We start from the raw sequence: 18,739 nt of genomic DNA, 5'->3' as shown, positions 1-18,739 counted from the left end.
CCGGTCGCTGCCGGCTCGGGAGAGGGTAGGCCGGATCCGCCCCCACGGGCATTCGAACTGTATGAAAATACAGTGCATGACCGATCGTCGCGCCCCCGTCGAGCCCATCAAGGGCCGCGGCACGGCCACGCGCCACCCGCACCGGTTCGAGCGCGACCAACGCGAGGCCTTCGACGACGGCTGGGAAGGCGAGGACACCGGTGCGCCGGCGCCGCCGGCCACCGAGGTGATCTGGGAAGAGCCGCGCAGCGCCATCGGCGAGGTCGACTCGCCCGACGTGTACTTCGACCGCTCGCTCAACCCCTATCGCGGCTGCGAGCACGGCTGCATCTACTGCTACGCGCGCACTACCCACAGCTACCTGAACCTGTCGCCCGGGCTGGACTTCGAGACCAAGATCATCGCCAAGCGCGGCATCGCCCAGGTGCTGCGTCGCGAGCTGTCGTGGCCGAAGTACGAGCCGCGCATGATCGCGATCGGCACGGCCACCGACTGCTACCAGCCGGTCGAGCGCGAGCTGGCGCTGACGCGCTCGGTGATCGAGGTGCTGCACGAGACCGACCATCCGTTCTCGCTGGTGACCAAGTCCAGCGGGGTCGAGCGCGACCTCGACCTGATCGCGCCCATGGCCCGCAGGAAGCTGGCGGCCGTGTACGTCACCATCACCACGCTGGATGCCGGCCTGGCGCGCAAGCTGGAGCCGCGCGCCGCGGCGCCGCACCGGCGGCTGCGGCTGCTGCGAACGCTGGCCGAGCAGGGCGTGCCCTGCGGCGTCAGCCTGGCGCCGCAGATCCCGTTCCTGGCCGACGACATGGAGCAGGTGCTGCAAGCCGCCTGGGACGCCGGCGCGCGCAGCGCCTTCTACCACGTGCTGCGGCTGCCCTGGGAGGTGGCGCCGCTGTTCCGCCAGTGGCTGGAACTGCACTACCCGCAGCGGGCGCAGCGCGTGATGGCACGCGTGCAGGACATGCGCGGCGGCAAGGACTACGACGCCGACTTCGCCACCCGCATGAAGGGCAGCGGCCCCTGGGCCGACCTGCTGGCCCAGCGTTTCCGCCGGGCGACGCAGCGGCTGGGCTTCAACCGGCAGCGGGTGGAGATGGACACGACCCTGTTCCGCCCGCCGTCGCCGCCAGGGCAGGGTCGGCTGTTCTGACGCTCAGGCCAGGGCGTAGAGGGCGGCGAAGCCGCAGGTGAACACCAGCGCCCAGGCCACCATGCCGGCCAGGTTGGTGCGGAACTGGTCCGATCCGGGCAGCCGCCGCAGCTGGACGTTCCAGAGGTAGATCACCGGGACGCCGCCCAGCAGCGCCAGCAGCGTGGGCACCTGCCACTGGAACAGGCTGGCCCAGGTGGGCATCAGGGTGGACAGGCGCAGGGTGGGGTCGACCAGCAGGCGGGCCGGGATGTCCTGGGTCAGCACGCCGCCGGCCAGCAGGGCGCCGAGCAGCAGCACGACGGTGGCGGCGGTCTTGAAGGTGCGGCGCCAGCCCAGCAGGCTGAGCGCGAAGCCGGCCGCGCCGGACAGCGCCAGCGCCGCGCCGGTGGCGGGCAGCAGGTCCCGGCCGCCGCTGGCCAGCGCCTGCCAGAACCAGACGTTGCAGGCCAGCCCGACCCAGCCCGCAGCCATGGCCACCGCCCAGCCCGGATGCAGCGCGAGCCGCGCCTCCCCGGGGGTCAGGATGGAGTGGTAGCCGGTCGACCTGAACAGCTTCAGCGACATCCCGCCATTTTGCGGGCCGGCTCCGCGCCCGCCAATGGCACTGTCGCGTTGGCGGGACAAACGGGCAAGCATCCGATCGGGCCGCGCGCCGGCCGGCCCGCGCCGCCGCTACCGCGGGCAGCACGCTTCGGGATACAACCGCACCATGGCCGAACGAGCGATCCCGACCGGGCGGCTCGCCGGCGGCGGGCGCTGGCGCGACGGGCTGTCGACCTCGCAGGCACTGGCCGCGTCGCGCCGATTCGGCGCGAACGACATCCTTGCGCCGCAAACGGCCGGCTGGCGCGCGATCGCGCGGGACACGGCCCGCGATCCGATGATCTGGTTCCTGCTGGCGACCTCGGCCCTGTCCGGTCTGCTCGGCCGCACCGGGGAGGCCCTGACGCTGCTGGCCGCGCTGCTGCCGCTGCTGGGCATGGATGCCTACCTGCACCGGCGGACGCTGGCCTCCACCGCGGGACTGGCCAGCCGCCTGGCCACGACGGCGCGCGCGCGGCGCGACGGCTCCTGGCAGGACCTGCCGGCGCGCCAGCTGGTGCCCGGCGACGTGGTCGAGGTCGGCACCGGAGCCTGGTTCCCGGCCGACGGCATCCTGCTGGCGGGCAGCCAGCTGCAGGTCGACGAGTCGATGCTCACCGGCGAGTCGCTGCCGGTGCGCAAGCTGCCGCTGGCGGGCGAGCCCGGCGGCGCGGGGCGCGTGGCCGAGGCGCACTGGGTCACCGCCGGAACCCGCCTGCTGGGCGGAACGGCCACCTTCTGCGCCGTCTTCACCGGCCCCGAAACCCGCTATGGCGAGATTGCGCGCATCGCCGCCGGCGGCCGGCATGCCGCGACCCCCCTGCAGAAGGCGATCGCGGAACTGGTCGGCACGCTGCTGGTGCTGGCGCTGCTGGTCTGCCTGCTGCTGGCGGCCGTGCGGCTGCGCCAGGGCCACGGCTGGGTGGACGCGCTGCTGAGCGCGGTGATGCTGGCCGTGGCGGCACTGCCGGAGGAATTCCCGGTGATCTACACCTTCTTCCTGGGCCTGGGCGTGCTGCGCCTGGCCCGGCGCAAGGGACTGGTGCGGCGCGCCGTCGCGGTCGAGAACATCGGCCGCACCAGCGCCATCGTCTCGGACAAGACGGGGACCATCACCGAAGGCCGGCTGGTGTTCGCGCATGGCTTGCCGGCGGCGGGCTTCGGCCTCGACGGGCTGCTGCGCGTGGCGGTGGCGACCACCCGGGCGGAGAGCGCCGATCCGCTGGATCTCGCCTTGCGGGCGGTGGGCGTGCCGATCGCGGACGGCGCGCCGGTGGCCGAGTTCCCGTTCACCGAGGCCAGGCGGCGCGAGACGCTGCTGCGCGACCCGGGCGGCGGCCTGCGCGCCTACCTCAAGGGCGCGCCGGAGACGGTCTTCGCCCGCTGCGACCTGTCGGCCGCACAGGAGCGCGACTGGATGGCGCAGGTCGAGGAACTGGCGGGCTCCGGCCACAAGGTGCTGGCCTGCGCCGAGCGCCCGGTCGATCCCGCGGCCGCCCGCGTGGAACCGGACGGCGGCTTCGCGCTGGCGGGCCTGGTGGCCTTCGAAGACCCGGTGCGCCCGGGCGTGAAGGACGCCGTGCAGGAGTGCCTGGCCGCCGGCATGCGGGTCCTGATGGTGACCGGCGACCACCCCGCCACGGCGGCGGCGATCGCGCGCGAGATCGGCCTGGGCGCCGGCCAACCCCGGGTGCTGTCGCTGGCCGGCGCCGAAGAGGCCGCCGCCGGGCTGGCCGCGGACCTGCACGTGGTCGCCCGCGCGACGCCGGCGCAGAAGCTCGAACTGGTGCGCGCGCTGCAGGCCCAGGGGGAGATCGTGGCGGTGACCGGCGACGGCGTGAACGACGTTCCGGCCCTGCGCGAGGCCGACATCGGCATCGCCATGGGCGAGCGCGGCACCCAGAGCGCGCGCGAGGTCGCCCCGATGGTCCTGCTGGACGACAACTTCCGCACGATCGTCGACGCGGTGGCCGAGGGCCGCCAGCTGTTCCGCAACCTGCGCGTCGCCTTCGCCTACCTGCTGCTGGTCCACATCCCCTTCGTCGCCGGCGCCGCCGTCATCCCGCTGCTGGGAATGCCCTTGCTGTTCCTGCCGATCCACATCGTCTGGGTCGAGCTGGTCATCCATCCGACGGCCATGCTGGCCTTCCAGGACCTGCCGTCCCCGGGCCGGCTGGCCGCCGTGGAGCGGGGCCGCAAGGCCCGCTTCTTCCCGCTGGACGCCTGGCTGGGCATCCTGCTGGTGGGTGCGCTGGCGGCCGCGCTGCTGGTGGGCGGCTACGTGCACGCGCTCGGCGCCGACAGGGACGTGGGGCACGCCCGCGCCATGGCGCTGGTCCTGCTCGTGCTCACCAGCGGCGCGCTGACGGCCGCGCTGACGGGTCTGCGCTCGGCGCCGGCACGCTGGATCGTCGCCGGCACGGTGGCTTCGGCGGTGGCGCTGGTCCAGTGGCCGTTCACCAGCCAGCTGCTGCAGCTGCGGCCGTTGCACGCGGCCGACTGGGCGCTGGCCCTGGCCGCAGCCGGCGGGACCGCCCTGGCGGCGATGGCGCTGGCCAGGGTCTGGCTTCGTACCGGCGCCGGCCCGCCGGCCGCCGCCCGGGCCCGCATGGACCCGGTCAGGCGCTGAAGAAACTCTTCAGCTTGTCGCTCCAGCTCTCCTCGCCCGGCGAATGGCGCGAGCCGCCCTTCTTGAGCGAGTCGTCCAGTTCCTTGAGCAGCTTGCGCTGGTGCTCGGTGAGCTTGACCGGGGTCTCCACGCTGATGTGGCAGTACAGGTCGCCCGGGTAGCTGGAGCGCACGCCCTTGATGCCCTTGCCGCGCAGGCGGAACTGCTTGCCGGCCTGGGTGCCCTCGGGGATGTCGATGGCGGCCTTGCCCTGCAGCGTGGGCACCTCGATCTCGCCGCCCAGCGCGGCGCTGGTGAAGGAGATCGGCACCACGCAGTGCAGGTCGTCGCCGTCGCGCTCGAAGATCGCGTGCTTCTTCAGCCGGATCTCGATGTACAGGTCGCCCGGCGGGCCGCCGTTGTGGCCCGGCTCGCCATTGCCGGCACTGCGGATGCGCATGCCGTCGTCGATGCCGGCGGGGATCCTGACTTCGAGCGTCTTCTGCTTCTTGACCTTGCCCTGGCCGTGGCAGGTGGGGCAGGGCTCGGGGATGATCTTGCCGGCGCCGCGGCAGGTCGGGCAGGTCTGCTGCACCGAGAAGAAGCCCTGGCGCATCTGCACCACGCCGGCGCCATGGCAGGTGCCGCAGGGCTTGGCCTGGGTGCCCGGCTTGGCGCCGCTGCCGTGGCAGGTGTCGCAGGGGTCCCAGGTCGGGATGCGGATCTGCGCTTCCTTGCCGGCGGCGGCTTCCTCCAGCGTCACTTCCATCGCGTACGACAGGTCGTTGCCGCGATAGACCTGCCGGCCCCCGCGTGCGCCGCCGCCGCGGGCCTGGCCGAAGATGTCGCCGAAGATGTCGCCGAACGCCTCGGCGAAGCCGCCGAAGCCCTCCGGGCCCGCGCCCGGGCCGCGCATGTTCGGGTCCACGCCCGCGTGGCCGTACTGGTCGTAGGCCGCGCGCTTGTCGGCGTCGGAGAGCATCTCGTAGGCCTCCTTGGCCTCCTTGAACCGGACCTCCGCGTCCTTGGCCGCATCCCCCTGGTTGCGGTCGGGGTGGAACTTCATCGCCAGCTTGCGATAAGCCTTCTTGATCTCTTCTTCCGAGGCGTTCTTGGGTACCCCCAGGACCTCGTAGTAATCCCGCTTGGTGGCCATCGTGTGGTAATCGTTTCTTTCAGCGCAAACGCCGCGTTGGCTCTTCACCAACGCGGCGCGCGTTCATCGGCCGGGCGCCGCGATCAGCCCTTCTTGACTTCCTTGACCTCGGCGTCGACCACATTGTCGTCGGCCGGCGCCGCACCAGCCCCGGGGGCCTGCTCCGCGCCGCCGGCAGCGCCGCCCGCCGCCTGCGCGGCCTGGGCCTGCTGCATGTCGGCGTACATCTTCTCGCCCAGCTTCTGGCTGGCGGTCATCAGGGCGTTGGTCTTGTCCTCGATCAGGGACTTGTCCTCGCCCTTGAGGGCTTCCTCGACGTCCTTCAGCGCGGCTTCGACCTTCTCCTTCTCGCCGGCCTCGAGCTTGTCGCCGTACTCGGCGAGGCTCTTGCGCACCGAGTGCACCAGCGCCTCGCCCTGGTTGCGCGCCTGCACCAGCTCCAGCTTCTTCTTGTCCTCGGCGGCGTTGAGCTCGGCGTCCTTCACCATCTTCTGGATCTCTTCTTCGGACAGGCCCGAGTTGGCCTTGATGGTGATCTTGTTCTCCTTGCCGGTGCCCTTGTCCTTGGCGCTGACGTGCAGGATGCCGTTGGCGTCGATGTCGAAGGTGACCTCGATCTGCGGCAGGCCGCGCGGGGCCGGCGGGATGCCCTCGAGGTTGAACTCGCCCAGCAGCTTGTTGCCGCTGGCCATCTCGCGCTCGCCCTGGAACACCTTGATCGTCACGGCCGGCTGGTTGTCGTCGGCGGTGGAGAAGGTCTGCGCGAACTTGGTCGGGATGGTCGTGTTCTTGGCGATCATCTTGGTCATCACGCCGCCCAGCGTCTCGATGCCCAGCGACAGCGGGGTCACGTCCAGCAGCAGCACGTCCTTGCGCTCGCCGCCCAGCACCTGGCCCTGGATGGCGGCGCCCACGGCCACCGCCTCGTCGGGATTGACGTCCTTGCGCGGCTCGCGGCCGAAGAACTCCTTGACCTTGTCCTGCACCTTGGGCATGCGGGTCTGGCCGCCCACCAGGATCACGTCGTGGATGTCGTTCACGCTCACGCCGGCGTCCTTGATGGCCGTGCGGCAGGGCGCGATGGTGCGCTCGATCAGCTCCTCGACCAGGCTTTCCAGCTTGGCGCGGGTGAGCTTGATGTTCAGGTGCTTCGGGCCCGACGCGTCGGCCGTGATGTACGGCAGGTTGATGTCGGTCTGCGCACTGTTGGACAGCTCGATCTTGGCCTTCTCGGCCGCTTCCTTCAGGCGCTGCAGCGCCAGCACGTCCTTGGACAGGTCGACCGCCTGTTCCTTCTTGAACTCGCCGATGATGTAGTCGATGACGCGCTGGTCGAAGTCCTCGCCGCCCAGGAAGGTGTCGCCGTTGGTGGACAGCACCTCGAACTGCTTCTCGCCGTCGACGTCGGCGATCTCGATGATGGAGATGTCGAAGGTGCCGCCGCCCAGGTCATAGACGGCGATCTTGCGGTCGCCCTTTTCCTGCTTGTCCAGGCCGAAGGCCAGCGCGGCCGCGGTCGGCTCGTTGATGATGCGCTTGACGTCCAGGCCGGCGATGCGCCCGGCGTCCTTGGTGGCCTGGCGCTGGGCGTCGTTGAAGTACGCCGGCACCGTGATCACGGCTTCGGTGACCGGCTCGCCCAGGTAGTCTTCCGCCGTCTTCTTCATCTTGCGCAGGATCTCGGCCGAGACCTGCGGCGGCGCCAGCTTCTTGCCGCGCACTTCCACCCAGGCGTCGCCGTTGTCGGCCTTGACGATCTGGTAGGGCATGAGGTGGATGTCCTTCTGGACCTCCTTTTCCTCGAACTTGCGGCCGATCAGGCGCTTGACCGCGTAGATGGTGTTCTTGGGGTTGGTGACGGCCTGGCGCTTGGCCGAGGCGCCGACCAGGATCTCGCCGTCTTCCTGGTACGCCACGATGGAGGGCGTGGTGCGCGCGCCCTCGCTGTTCTCGATGACCTTGGGGGTGTTGCCCTCCATGATGGACACGCACGAGTTGGTGGTGCCCAGGTCGATGCCGATGATCTTGCCCATGATGTCTTCTCTCCTGTCCTGTACCTGCGGGGCCGGGGCCCCTGATTCCCTACTGCAGCCCAGTTGTGGATAACCGGGCCTGTTTCAAGACGTTCCCCGCGCTCACTGCGGCGCGGCCACCATCACCAGCGCCGGCCGCAGCACCCGGTCGGCGATCAGGTAGCCCTTCTGCAGCACGGAGGCGATGGTGTTCGGCTCCTGGCCCGGCGCCGGCACCATCGAGATGGCCTGGTGCAGGTGGGGATCGAATTTCGCGCCGACGGCGGGATTGACCTCCACCACCTTGTTGCGCTCCAGCGCCTGCTTGAGCTGGCGCAGCGTGACCTCGGAGCCCTCGCGGATCTGCTCCGCAGTGGCTTCCTGCACCGCCAGCCCGGCTTCCAGGCTGTCGCACACCGGCAGCAGGCTCTCGGCGAAGCTCTCGATGGCGAACTTGCGCGCCTTGGCCATTTCGTCGTCGGCGCGGCGGCGGGTGTTCTGCACCTCGGCCTGGGCCCGCAGGTACTGCTCGGAGAGCTCGGCGTTCTTCGCGCGCAGGGCCTCCAGTTCGCCGAGCGAGGTCGCCAGGTCGGCCTCGTTGGCCGCGCCGGCGGCCTCCTGCGCTTCGGGGCTGAGGTCGGTCGGGGCCGGGGCGCCGTCCAGGGTCGGTTCGATCTTGGGGTCTTCGGGGTTCATCTCGTTGTTGGTCGAATCGGCGGTGAAAGCTGCGGAGCACCTAAGGGCAGGGTAGTCCTTTTCAAGGCGACGATCGGGACCGCCCGGCAAAAAATGGCTGAGCCAGCCCGAACGGGCTAGCCGCACCAGCCCGACCGCAGCCACGGATGGGCAGCGGGAAGGCCGGGATCGCCCGCGTTCATGCCAACCGGGCGAAGGTCCGCTGCCATGTCATCCCGGCGAACGCCGGGAACCATCTCCCGCCCTCCGATCAGCGACGCGCGTGTTCGGCGCTTCGGGGATGGATTGCGGGTCGAGCCCGCAATGACACCCAACCGTGTCACCCTGGCGACCGCCAGGAGCCATCTCCCGCCCTCCGATCAGCGACGCGCGTGTTCGGCGCTTGGGGGAGGGATTGCGGGTCGAGCCCGCAATGACACCCAACCGTGTCATCCCGGCGAACGCCGGGAACCATCGCCTGCCCTCTGAGCAGCCAACGCCCGTGTTCGGCGGCCGGAGGACGGATTGCGGATCGAACCCGCAACGACCCCCCAGCGCTCAGTGCGCCTGCAGCAACTCCACGTCGAACTTCAGCGTCGCGTTCGGCGGAATCACGCCGCCGGCGCCGCGGGCGCCGTAGCCCAGTTGCGGCGGAATGACCAGCGTGCGCTTGCCGCCGATCTTCATGCCGGCGACGCCTTCGTCCCAGCCCTTGATCACCATGCCGGCGCCCAGCGAGAACGCGAACGGCTCGTTGCGGTCGTGGCTGGAGTCGAACTTGGCGCCGGCGCGGCCGTTCTCGTAGAGCCAGCCGGTGTAGTGCACGTGCACGTGCTGGCCCGGTCGGGCTTCGGCGCCCGTGCCGGGGACGGTGTCTTCGTATTGAAGGCCGGAAGGAGTGGTGATCATGCCGGCGAGTTTACCGGCCGGCCCTGGCACGGCCGTAAGACCGGCGTTCAGTCGGCGGGCGGCGCCTGCCGCTTGCGGCCCTGGGCGGCCGTCCAGCGCGCGGCAAAGGCCGACAGGTCGGACAGGCGCTTGAGCAGGTCGGCACCGGCCGGCGTCACGCAGTAGCCGTCCGGGCCGCGTCCCAGCAGCCCGGCCTCGCGCAATTCCTTGATGCGCGTGTTCAGCGTGTTGGGCGTGATGCCCCCCACGCTGTCCTGCAGCAGGCGGAAGGTCTGGGGATGGCCGTCGCGCAGTGCCCAGAGCACGCGGATCGCATAGCGCGCCTCCAGCAGCGCGAGCAACTGGAAGATGGCTGCGTTGTCCCTGGAACTCATCCTTGGTGTTCTTTTCGCGCCCGCCGGCCGACCCTGGCGGGGAGGGGGAGTGTACGCAGCGCTCGCTACACAAACAATAGCGGGCTATCCCTCACCCGGTCCTCTGCCGGATGGGGGAGGCGGGCGCCCCGGCTAGCATCGCGCGATGTGCTCGAACTACGTTCCGGTGAGCCGGCGCGATCGCCTGCTGGCCTTCTTCGGCGTGGCGCGCGATCGCGACGACGAGCCCGTCGATGCCTGGCCGCTGGGGCTGGCGCCGTTCATCCGGCTGGCGCAGGAGGGCTCCGGCTTCGAGCGCGTGGTGGACGACGGCATCTTCGGCCTGCTGCCGCACTTCGCCACCGAACTGGCCTTCGGCCGGCGCACCTACAACGCGCGCAGCGAAACGGTGGGCCGGCTGCCCAGCTTCCGTGACGCCTGGCATCGCGGGCAGCGCTGCGTGATCCCCTGCGAGGCGATCTACGAGCCCAGCTGGGAAAGCGGCGAGTGCGTGCGCTGGGCGATCCACCAGGAAGGCTTCGTGCCGTTCGGCGTGGCCGGCGTCTGGGCGCCCTGGCGGCATCCCGACGGTCGCGAGGTCCTGAGCTTCGCCATGTTGACCGTCAACGCCGACGAACACCCGCTGATGCGCCGCTTCCACCGGCCGCAGGACGAAAAGCGCATGGTCGTGATCCTGGACCCGGAGGACTACGGCAACTGGCTCGGCTGCCGCGTGCAGGATGCGCCGGCCTACTTCCGCCGGTGGGACAAGCCGCTGCTGGCCCAGGCTTCGCCGCTGCCGCCGCGCGCACCCAGGGCGGGCAGCGTGCGCACCGTGCGACCGCCGTCGCCGCGCACCGGCGACCTGTTCTGAGCGGCCGGGCGCCGGTTCACACCAGTGCGCGCACCGGGCGCCGCGACCAGGCGCCGAAGAAGTAGGCCGCCTGCAGCGACAGGCCGATTCCATACGTGGCCGGGTAGGCCAGCCAGATCCAGGGCAGGCCGAAGGCGCGCCCGAAGGCCCATCCCAGCGGCGCCATCAGCAAGGCCAGGCAGCCGATCGTGATCAGCGTGGGCACGCGCACGGTGCCGGTGGCGCGCATCACGCCGCTCAGCACGCTGGCCATCCCGAACAGCACGCTGCCGATCACGGTCAGGCGCAGCGCGGCCGAGGCGAGGTCGACCACGGCGGCATCGTCCACGAACAGGCCGGCGGCCGGCCGCGCCAGCACGGCGACCAGCAGCGCCAGGCCGCCGGTCAGCGCCAGGTTCATGCCCAGGCCGATGCGCGTGACCTCGCGCAGCTGCGGCAGCCGCCCGGCGCCGATGGCATGTGCGGCGAACACCGAAGCCGCGATGGAAATCGACATCGCCGGGAACTGCACGTAGGCCGTGACCTGGCCGACCGCGCCCCAGGCGGCGGTCGCGTGCAGCCCGTGCGCATTGACCAGGGACAGCAGCGCGAGGTCCGCCAGCGAGCCGGTGATGAAGAACAGCGCCGTCGGGATGCCCAGCCGGGCCACCTGCCGCAGCAGGGCGCCCTCGAACCGCAAGTGCGGCGCCAGCGCCCGCCAGGCCAGCACGTGCTGCCGCCGGGCGAGGTGCCGGCCCAGCCACGCCAGGCTGGCGAGGTTGCCGGCCAGCACCGCCCAGGCGGCACTGGCCACGCCCAGCGGCGGCAGCCCGATCCATCCGCGGATCAGGGCCGGCGTCAGCACCATGGTGCACGCCGTCGTGACCAGCAGTGCCTTCATCGGCGTCACGCTGTCGCCCACGCCCCGCAGCAGCGCGGCGGCCACGATCGAGAGGAAGAGCGCCGGCAGCGCCAGCAGCATCACCCGGGCGTACGCCACCGCCTGCGGCAGCACCTCGGGCGGGGTGCGCAGGCCCTGCAGCACCGGCCCGATCGCCAGCAGGCCGGTCGCCATCACGACGATGCCGAGCGCGGCGGCGCCGGCCAGCGTGGTGCCGGCGACGCGCTGCACGACCTCGGGTTTCCTGGCGCCCCAGGCCTGCCCGGCCAGGATGGAACTGCCGGTGCCCAGCCCGATCACCAGCGCGATCAGGGTCATCAGCAGGGGAAAGAAGGCCACCGCAGCGGCCAGCGCCGCGGTGCCCAGCATGCGGCCCAGGTAGATGCTGTTCAGCGTGCTGGAGAGCGCCTGCAGCACGTTGGTGAGGACCAGCGGGGCCAGGAAGGCCAGGAAACGGGTCCAGAGGGGAGCGGCCGGGAGGCCGGCTGCGGGGCTGCTCATCGGCGGGCATGCTAGCGCAGCGCAGTGCGGCCGGCGCAGGCGCCGCCGCTGCGCCACCGGCCGATCGCGCGGTCAGCCCGGGTCGTCGGACCGCTCGGACGGCGGCATCGGCTGGGTCTTCTGGTAGGCCCGCCCGTGCTCCATCACCTGGGTTTTCTCGAACGCGTGCACCGTGGGCAGGTCGAGTGCCGTGATCGGCTGCGTCTTCTCGAAGGGCATGGGCTGGGTCTTGCCGAAGCCGTCGCCGCCTTCCTCGTCGGAGCCGAACTGCGCGTCGCGGGCGCTGAGCAGGCGCTCGAGCTCGGCCCGCTTCTCGCGCTCGACCGGCGGCTCGCCGGCCGGCACGCCGGCGCCCTGCGGGTCCACCGCCGGCGCGGCCGGCGAGTCGCCGGGGCCGGACGTCCAGCTGCCCGGGTGCGGCAGCGCCGGGCAGGCGGCCGCATCGTCGAGGGCGAACTGCCACGACAGGCCCATCAGCCACTGCCCGGCCTCGGGGTCCAGTGTCGCGATGCGCTTCTCGATGGCGTCCTGCAACGCCACCGCGTGCAGCATCAGGCGGGCGTCCCAGTGCTGCACCACCAGTCGCACGTGCACCCCGGTTTCGCGCCCGGGTGCGGCGGTGGTGAGTGCCTCCGAGCGGATCCATTGCGCAGGGATGCCGTTGTGCCGCAGCGCCTCGCGCACCGCCAGCCGAGCCACCTCCTTGCGCACCGATTGCGGCGAGCCCAGCGTCGATTGCGGCCCTTGCGCGGCCGCCGCGCGCGTGGCACCGGCGCCGCCCTTGCCGAGCAGCCGATCCATCAAGCCCATGAAAATCCTCCGCGAAGTGCGCCTGGACGGCGCATCGAATATCGGCACGAGTATGCGCGCCGACGGGCTTTGCGGCAAAGCCTTGTCGCTTTCCTTACACGTGCCGGCCTGTTTGTGCCGGGAGCGCGGCCCCCGCGCATCATGGCCGACCGGATTCAGCACAACAATAGGGGGGATGCGGATGCAGCGGCGCAAGCCGGCCGACTTCGGGCCGACCGTTTCGACACCGATGGCACAGGGGCTGCGTCCGTGGCGTCCGCCCATCCTGTGGGCGGTGCTCGCCTTCGGGCTGGCCTCCGGGGCCCTGCTGGCGATGGCGCTGGCCTACTTCCGGGCCGAGGCGATGCGGGCCGGCGAACAGCTGACCGGCGCGATCGCCCACGTGACGGCCGAGCAGACCACGCGCAACCTGCAGGCGGTGGACGTGCGCATGCAACTGGCCGCCCACGAGCTGCGCCTGATGGAAGCCCAGGAGCTGGATCCGGAGCGCGTGCGGGCCATGCTGGGCCGCGCGATCGGCGGGCTGTCCTTCCTGCGCAACCTCTGGGTGGTCGATCCGCAGGGCCGCATCCTGTTCTGGTCGATGGAGGGCCGTGCCGGATTCCCGGTGCAGGATCGCGAGTACTTCCGGGTCCACCTGGAGCATCCGGAAACCGACTTCCACGTCGGCCGCATCGTGCGCAGCCGCGTGACCGGGCAAGGCATCATGGTGGCGTCGCGCGCCGTGCGCGACCCCGCGGGGCGGCTGCGCTGGGTGCTGGCGGCCGCCATCGAGCCGCCGCACATCCAGGCCAACTGGCAGGAGCTCGAGCTCGGTGCGCAGGGCGCCATCGCCCTGTTCCACGCCAGCGGCCAGCTGATGATGCGCAGCCCGCCGCGACCGGCCATGCTCGGCAAGGACTTCTCGCACCTGCCGCTGTTCGCGCAGCTGCTGCCCTCGTCGCCCACGGGCGCCTTCCGCGCGATCAGCGTCGGGGACGACATCGACCGCGTGTTCGCCTACCGGACCTTGCCCGCCTACCCGCAGCTGATCATCACGGTCGGGTCGTCGGTTTCGCAGTTGCTGGCCGACTGGCGCCGGTTCGCCTGGCTGACCGGCAGCCTGTGGGCGGTTGCCATGGCGGCGGCCGTGTTGCTGGGCTGGCAGTTGCAGCGGCAGGCCCGGCGCCGCCGGCACATGGAGCAGCGCTTCGGCGAACTGGCCCAGGCCATGCCGCAGATCGTGTTCATCACCGATGCCAGCGGCATCGTGGACTTCGTCAACGAGCGCTGGACCGCCGCCACCGGCCAGCCGGTGGACGCCGTGATCGGGGTCGGCTGGGAGGAACTGGCCCATCCGGACGACACCCGCCGGGTCGCCCGGGAGCGGGCGGAGCGCGCCAGCCTGGACATGCCGGTCGAGGTGGAGATGCGGCTGCGCCACGCCGACGGCAGCTACCGCTGGCAGCTGGTGCGCGCCGTTCCCAACCACGACGCGCACGGCGCGATCGTGTCCTGGTACGGCACCTCCACCGACGTGCACGAACTGAAGACCGCCCAGGCCCAGCTGGAGCGACAGGCCGACATGCAGCGCATGACCGGGCGCCTGGCGCGGCTGGGCTCCTGGAGCTACGACGTGGCCGACGCCAGCATCACCTGGTCGCCGGAGGCGGCCGCCCTGCTGGATTTCCGGCCCGAGCGCCGCACCCCGCTCGCGCAACTGCTCGCCCGCCTCGATGCGTCCGCCCAAGCCACCTTCCAGGCGGCGGTGCGGCGCACCCTGGAGCAGGGGGAACCCTTCGAGGCCCAGGCGATGCTGACCACGCCCCACCGGCGGGCGGTCTGGGTGCACTCGGTGGGGCAGCCGGTGCGCGATGCCGCCGGCGCCATCGTCCGGGTGGAAGGCGCCCTGCAGGACATCAGCCACCTGATGCACCTGGTCGAGCAGGTGCGCGAGCTCAATGCCACGCTGGAAGACCGCATCGAACAACGCACGCGCGAGCTGCAGCAGCAGGAGGCGCTGTTCCGTACCCTGGCCGAGCAGGCCCCGCTGCCGATCTGGACGGTCGACACCGGGAGCCGGGCCAACTACATCAGTCCCGCCTGGTACGACCTCGTGGGCGGGGCGCCCCCGGACTGGCTGGGCCACCACTGGCGCCAGCTGATCCACCCCGACGACCGGGCCGACATGGCCCAGCGATGGGCGCAGTGCCGCCAGGACGGCTCCACCTTCCAGGGCACCCGGCGCATCCGTGCCCGCGACGGCAGCTGGCACACCACGACCTACCGGGCCAACCCGGTGCGCGGGGAGGACGGACGGGTCATCTTCTGGGTCGGCGTGGACACCGACATCACCGACCTGATGGCGCAGGAGGCTGCGCTGCGGCTGGTCAACGAGCAGCTGGAGGCGTTCTCCTATTCGGTTTCGCACGACCTGCAGTCGCCGCTGCAGCGCATCGGCGCCTTCGCGCAACTGCTGCAGCAGGAACTGGGGCCGGACCTGGAGGGCACGCGGGCCGCCCACTTCCTGCAGCGCATCCGCGCCAACGCCGGGGAGATGGTGCAGCTGGTGCAGGGGCTGCTGTCGCTGGCGCGCGTGTCGCGGGCCGAAGTCGTGCGCGGCCGGGTCGACCTGAGCTGCCTGGCGGCGGAAATCCTGCAGCGCCTGAAAGCCGAATCGCCCGGGCGCGACGTGCGGTGGCAGGTGCAGCCCGGCCTGGTGGTGCTGGGCGACGTGCGGCTGATGCGCTCGGTGATGGAGAACCTGCTGGGCAATGCCTGGAAGTTCAGCTCCGGCGCGGCACCGGCCGAGATCGTGTTCGGGACTTCCGGCGCGGGCGAGTTCTTCGTGCGCGACAACGGCGCGGGCTTCGACATGGCCCACGCCGGCAAGCTGTTCGGCACCTTCCAGCGCCTGCACCGCCAGGACGAGTTCCCCGGCACCGGCGTGGGCCTGGCCACCGTCGCCCGTGCGGTGAACCGCCAGGGCGGCAGGGTGTGGGCCGAAGCCCGGCCCGGCCTCGGCGCGACCTTCTGGTTCACCATGCCGGTGCCCGGGTAGGCGCACGGGAACCCCGGCCGCGGCGCGGGACCCAACGGTCTTTTTCCAGGAGTGCCCGCGCATGAGCCCGTCCGAAACCCAGGCCGTCGTCACGCTCAGCCTGATGGCGGCGTTTGCCGACGGCGGCAAGCACGACCGCGAACGGGAGGAAGTCAGGCGCATTGCCGAAGGGCTGGCGCACGCCGACGCCGTGCACCTGCCCACGCTGGTGCAGGACGTGCTGATGAAGCGTGTGGCGGTCGGCCAGGCCGCGGCGGCACTGCAGTCGCCGCAGGCGCGGCAACTGGCCTACGAGATGGCGGTGTGCGTGTGCGATGCCGACGGCGTGCAGTCCGTGCCCGAGCAGCGGTTCCTGGCGCAGTTGCGTTCCTCCCTGGGGCTGGACGACGCCGGCGCGCAGCAGTTCACGGACGATGCGCAGGCGCTGGCGGCGGCGCCGCTGGAAGGCCCCATGCCCGATGCCGGCGTGCGCGCGGCGCCGTCACCGGTGCAGCCGGTGGGCGGTCGCCCGTCCACCCTGGCCGAGGCCGAGCTCGACCAGATGATCCTCAATGCCGCGATCACCAACGGCGCGCTGGAGCTGCTGCCCGAGTCGCTGTCGACGCTGGCCATCATTCCGCTGCAGATGCGGCTGGTGTACCGGATCGGCCAGTCGTACGGCTACGAACTGGACCAGGGGCACGTCAAGGACTTCCTGGCGACGGTGGGCGTGGGCCTGACCTCGCAATACCTCGAGCAGGCCGGCCGCAAGCTGCTGGGTGGCCTGCTCGGACGGGTCGGCGGCGGGCTGCTGGGTGGCGTGGGGCGGCAGGCGGTGAGCTCCGGCATGAGTTTCGCGGCCACCTATGCGCTGGGCCACGTCGCGCGGCGCTACTACGCCGGTGGACGGACCTTGTCGTCGCAGATGCTCAAGGAGGCCTATGCCGGCATCGCCGGCGAAGCGCAGGACCTGCAGGCGCGCTACCTGCCGCAGATGCAGCAGCAGGCGCGCACGCTGGACGTCGGCAAGGTCCTGGCGATGGTGGGCGGCCGGCGCTGAGGGTCTGCTGGCGCCCCCCGCTCTCGGGGGAGGGCGAAAGACGAGAGCTCATTCGTGCGCGGTCAGCGCGCGCCAGCGCTCCTCGCCGAGCCAATCGCGGAACGCGATGGCGCCCGGCGGCGTGAGGTCCAGCCCGCGCGTGCCGGGCTTGGGCCGCAGCCAGCCCTGCGCCAGGCAATGCGAGCAGAGCAGGGCGCCGAAGCGCCCGGCCAGGTGCATCTTGCGCTCGCCCCAGTCCAGGCAGGGGCGGCAGGGTGGACGGCTGCCACGGCCTGCGGCTGCGAGAGCCTCCATCGGCAGGCCCAGCGGGTGCAGGGCATGGCCGGCGCGGTCGGTGAGCGCCGCGGTGTCGTCCTCGATCACCACGGCGCCGTCCTCCACCAGCCGGTCGGCGATGGCCACGGCGATCCCTCCGGCCAGGTGGTCGTAGCAGGTGCGCGCCAGCCGCAGGGCGGCGTCGCGCGGGCCGGTGACCACCCGGCGCGGCGCCGGCTGCGACTGCGCCGCGAGCTGCATGATGCTTTCCAGCAGGCGCGCCACCTCGGGCGTGGCCAGCCGGTGGTAGCGGTGGCGGCCCTGGTGCGCCACCCGCAGCAACCCGGCCTCGACCATCAGCGACAGATGGCGGCTGGCGGTGGCCGGCGTGATGCGGCCGGCGTCGGCCAGCTCGCGTGCGGTCAGCGCGCGGCCGTCCATCAGCGCCATCAGCATGCCGGTGCGCGCCGGTTCGCCGACCAGCGCGGCGATCCGGGCGACCTGGTTGGTGTTCATGCATTCGAGTGTGCAGCAGGGCGGCCGGCCGTGCTTCGCTCCGCAGCGAAGCCGGGCCCCGGGCCTGCCGCGCACGATGGCGGCCTCGCATCCACCGGGACACGACCATGACCCTCACCTGCTTCATCCGCTACCAGATCGATCCCTTCCAGCGCGAGGCCTTCGCCGAATACGCCCGGCAGTGGGGCCGCATCATCCCGCGCTGCGGCGGGCGGCTGGCCGGCTACTTCCTGCCCCATGAAGGGACCAGCGACATCGCCTGGGGCCTGGTCGCGTTCGACAGCCTGGCGGCGTACGAGGCCTACCGGGCGCGGCTGAAGGCGGACGCGGAAGCCCGCGCCAACTTCGAGGTGGCCCAGCGGCTGCGCTTCATCCTGCGCGAGGAGCGCAGCTTCTGCGAAGCCGTGCCGGGCACGCTCGCGCGCGGGCTGGACCTGGACGAGGTGCGCCCATGATCGCCGTCATCTTCGAAGTGATTCCTCGCGCCGGGCGGCAGCAGGCCTACCTGGATACCGCTGCGGTCCTTGGACCGCTGCTGGAGCAGGCGGACGGATTCCTCTCGGTCGAGCGCTTCCAGAGCCTGTCGCAGCCCGGCAAGGTGTTGTCGCTGAGCTTCTGGCGCGACGAGGCCGCCGTCGCCCGTTGGCGCGGGCTGCACGCGCACCGCCTGGCCCAGGAGCGGGGCCGTGCCAGCGTGTTCGAGGATTACCGCCTGCGGGTGGCCAGCGTGTTGCGCGACTACGGCATGGCCGAGCGAGGCCAGGCGCCCGAGGACTCGCGCGCCCACCACGGCCGCTGACGGGCCGTTGCGCCGGCCGCGGCGCCGGCCGGGCGGAGCGTCCGCGCACCGGCTGTCGATTTCGGGGTCGCCCGTTCGTCGTCGGGCCAGGCGGGCGCGCGAATTGCCGGGTGCCCGTCGCTTTTCCAACGAGCAGGAGAAACGCGATGCCCAGTCTCGACAGCTACATCTTCTTCGACGGCCAGTGCGCGCAGGCGATGCGCTTCTACGAGCAGGTGCTCGGCGGGCGCATGGAGACTTTCATGACCTACGCCCAGTCGCCCGACCCCGCCGCCTGCCCGCCCGGCTCGGCCGACCGGATCATGCATGCCTGCCTGGTGCTCGACGGCGAGCGCCGGCTGATGGCCTCGGACTCGCCGGCCGGCCAGCACAAGCCGATGGGGGGCTTCAGCCTGGCGCTGAAATACCCGACCGCCCAGGAGGCGCGCCGCATCTTCGATGCGCTGTCCGCCGGCGGCTCGGTGATCATGCCCATGGGCAAGACCTTCTGGACCGAAGCCTTCGGCATGTGCGCCGACCGCTTCGGCACGCCCTGGATGGTGGGCGGCGGCGAGCAGGCGCAGTGACGGAC

The 18,739-nt window shown here is 71.7% G+C and carries 17 protein-coding genes; 8 read left to right on the top strand and 9 right to left on the bottom strand.

All coding sequences use genetic code 11. The features are described 5' to 3' along the window. Nucleotides 1-76 precede the first annotated feature (76 nt). Nucleotides 77-1,156, top strand: a complete 1,080-nt coding sequence (locus V6M57_RS00310) for a PA0069 family radical SAM protein (protein WP_332812978.1) — start codon at nt 77-79, stop codon at nt 1,154-1,156. A gap of 3 nt (nt 1,157-1,159) precedes the next feature. Here the strand turns inward: V6M57_RS00310 and V6M57_RS00305 are convergent, their stop codons facing one another. Continuing rightward, nucleotides 1,160-1,723, bottom strand: coding sequence for a hypothetical protein (locus tag V6M57_RS00305; protein ID WP_332812977.1), 564 nt, complete (start codon nt 1,721-1,723; stop codon nt 1,160-1,162). Between the two features lie 145 nt (nt 1,724-1,868). Here V6M57_RS00305 and V6M57_RS00300 point away from each other — a divergent pair, with 145 nt between their 5' ends. Then, on the top strand, nt 1,869-4,370 hold the full coding sequence (locus tag V6M57_RS00300) for a cation-translocating P-type ATPase (protein WP_332812976.1): 2,502 nt from the start codon (nt 1,869-1,871) through the stop codon (nt 4,368-4,370). Here V6M57_RS00300 and dnaJ read toward each other — a convergent pair. From dnaJ to V6M57_RS00275, 5 genes are all read right to left on the bottom strand, one after another. Beyond that, nucleotides 4,360-5,505 carry a molecular chaperone DnaJ gene (dnaJ, locus tag V6M57_RS00295; protein WP_332812975.1) on the bottom strand — a complete coding sequence of 382 codons (1,146 nt, stop codon included), beginning with the start codon at nt 5,503-5,505 and terminating at the stop codon, nt 4,360-4,362. The two genes, V6M57_RS00300 and dnaJ, sit on opposite strands and share 11 nt — an antisense overlap. 83 nt (nt 5,506-5,588) lie before the next feature. After that, nucleotides 5,589-7,538 carry a molecular chaperone DnaK gene (dnaK, locus tag V6M57_RS00290; RefSeq protein ID WP_332812974.1) on the bottom strand — a complete coding sequence of 650 codons (1,950 nt, stop codon included), beginning with the start codon at nt 7,536-7,538 and terminating at the stop codon, nt 5,589-5,591. A 102-nt stretch (nt 7,539-7,640) separates the two neighbouring features. Beyond that, nucleotides 7,641-8,213 (bottom strand): nucleotide exchange factor GrpE, encoded by a 573-nt coding sequence (gene grpE, locus V6M57_RS00285; RefSeq protein ID WP_332812973.1) that lies wholly within the window; start codon nt 8,211-8,213, stop codon nt 7,641-7,643. A 537-nt stretch (nt 8,214-8,750) separates the two neighbouring features. Then, on the bottom strand, nt 8,751-9,101 hold the full coding sequence (locus tag V6M57_RS00280) for an FKBP-type peptidyl-prolyl cis-trans isomerase (protein ID WP_332812972.1): 351 nt from the start codon (nt 9,099-9,101) through the stop codon (nt 8,751-8,753). Nucleotides 9,102-9,148: 47 nt separating this feature from the next. Further along, on the bottom strand, nt 9,149-9,475 hold the full coding sequence (locus V6M57_RS00275; RefSeq protein ID WP_332812971.1) for a winged helix-turn-helix transcriptional regulator: 327 nt from the start codon (nt 9,473-9,475) through the stop codon (nt 9,149-9,151). Nucleotides 9,476-9,620: 145 nt separating this feature from the next. On the opposite strand from V6M57_RS00275, the gene V6M57_RS00270 reads away from it, so the two are divergent. Then, nucleotides 9,621-10,328: an SOS response-associated peptidase gene (locus V6M57_RS00270; protein ID WP_332812970.1), complete on the top strand. Its 708-nt coding sequence runs from the start codon at nt 9,621-9,623 to the stop codon at nt 10,326-10,328. Between the two features lie 16 nt (nt 10,329-10,344). On the opposite strand, the gene V6M57_RS00265 is transcribed toward V6M57_RS00270, so the two are convergent. Together V6M57_RS00265 and V6M57_RS00260 are read right to left on the bottom strand one after the other, a co-directional pair. Continuing rightward, nucleotides 10,345-11,709: an MATE family efflux transporter gene (locus V6M57_RS00265; protein WP_332812969.1), complete on the bottom strand. Its 1,365-nt coding sequence runs from the start codon at nt 11,707-11,709 to the stop codon at nt 10,345-10,347. A gap of 72 nt (nt 11,710-11,781) precedes the next feature. After that, complete coding sequence (locus tag V6M57_RS00260) at nt 11,782-12,519, bottom strand: hypothetical protein (protein ID WP_332812968.1); 738 nt, start codon at nt 12,517-12,519, stop codon at nt 11,782-11,784. Nucleotides 12,520-12,700: 181 nt separating this feature from the next. On the opposite strand from V6M57_RS00260, the gene V6M57_RS00255 reads away from it, so the two are divergent. Then, nucleotides 12,701-15,559 (top strand): PAS domain-containing protein, encoded by a 2,859-nt coding sequence (locus V6M57_RS00255; RefSeq protein WP_332812967.1) that lies wholly within the window; start codon nt 12,701-12,703, stop codon nt 15,557-15,559. Between the two features lie 61 nt (nt 15,560-15,620). Further along, nucleotides 15,621-16,598, top strand: a complete 978-nt coding sequence (locus V6M57_RS00250) for a YcjF family protein (RefSeq protein WP_332812966.1) — start codon at nt 15,621-15,623, stop codon at nt 16,596-16,598. A 48-nt stretch (nt 16,599-16,646) separates the two neighbouring features. Here V6M57_RS00250 and V6M57_RS00245 read toward each other — a convergent pair whose 3' ends face one another. Continuing rightward, nucleotides 16,647-17,369 (bottom strand): ArsR/SmtB family transcription factor, encoded by a 723-nt coding sequence (locus V6M57_RS00245; RefSeq protein WP_332812965.1) that lies wholly within the window; start codon nt 17,367-17,369, stop codon nt 16,647-16,649. A gap of 107 nt (nt 17,370-17,476) precedes the next feature. Between V6M57_RS00245 and V6M57_RS00240 the strand changes: the two genes are divergently transcribed. The 3 genes from V6M57_RS00240 to V6M57_RS00230 all read left to right on the top strand — a co-directional run bounded on the left by V6M57_RS00240 (nt 17,477) and on the right by V6M57_RS00230 (nt 18,734). Beyond that, complete coding sequence (locus tag V6M57_RS00240) at nt 17,477-17,824, top strand: NIPSNAP family protein (protein ID WP_332812964.1); 348 nt, start codon at nt 17,477-17,479, stop codon at nt 17,822-17,824. Beyond that, nucleotides 17,821-18,168, top strand: coding sequence for an antibiotic biosynthesis monooxygenase family protein (locus tag V6M57_RS00235; RefSeq protein ID WP_332812963.1), 348 nt, complete (start codon nt 17,821-17,823; stop codon nt 18,166-18,168). The genes V6M57_RS00240 and V6M57_RS00235 overlap by 4 nt, the downstream gene beginning before the upstream one ends. Nucleotides 18,169-18,314: 146 nt before the next feature. Then, complete coding sequence (locus V6M57_RS00230; RefSeq protein WP_332812962.1) at nt 18,315-18,734, top strand: VOC family protein; 420 nt, start codon at nt 18,315-18,317, stop codon at nt 18,732-18,734. Nucleotides 18,735-18,739: the final 5 nt, after the last annotated feature.

Origin of the sequence: Ramlibacter sp. (genome assembly GCF_036676645.1) — a bacterium.
In the GTDB taxonomy this organism is placed as follows: Bacteria; Pseudomonadota; Gammaproteobacteria; order Burkholderiales; family Burkholderiaceae_C; genus Ramlibacter.
This window is presented reverse-complemented; position numbering and strand designations above follow the sequence as displayed.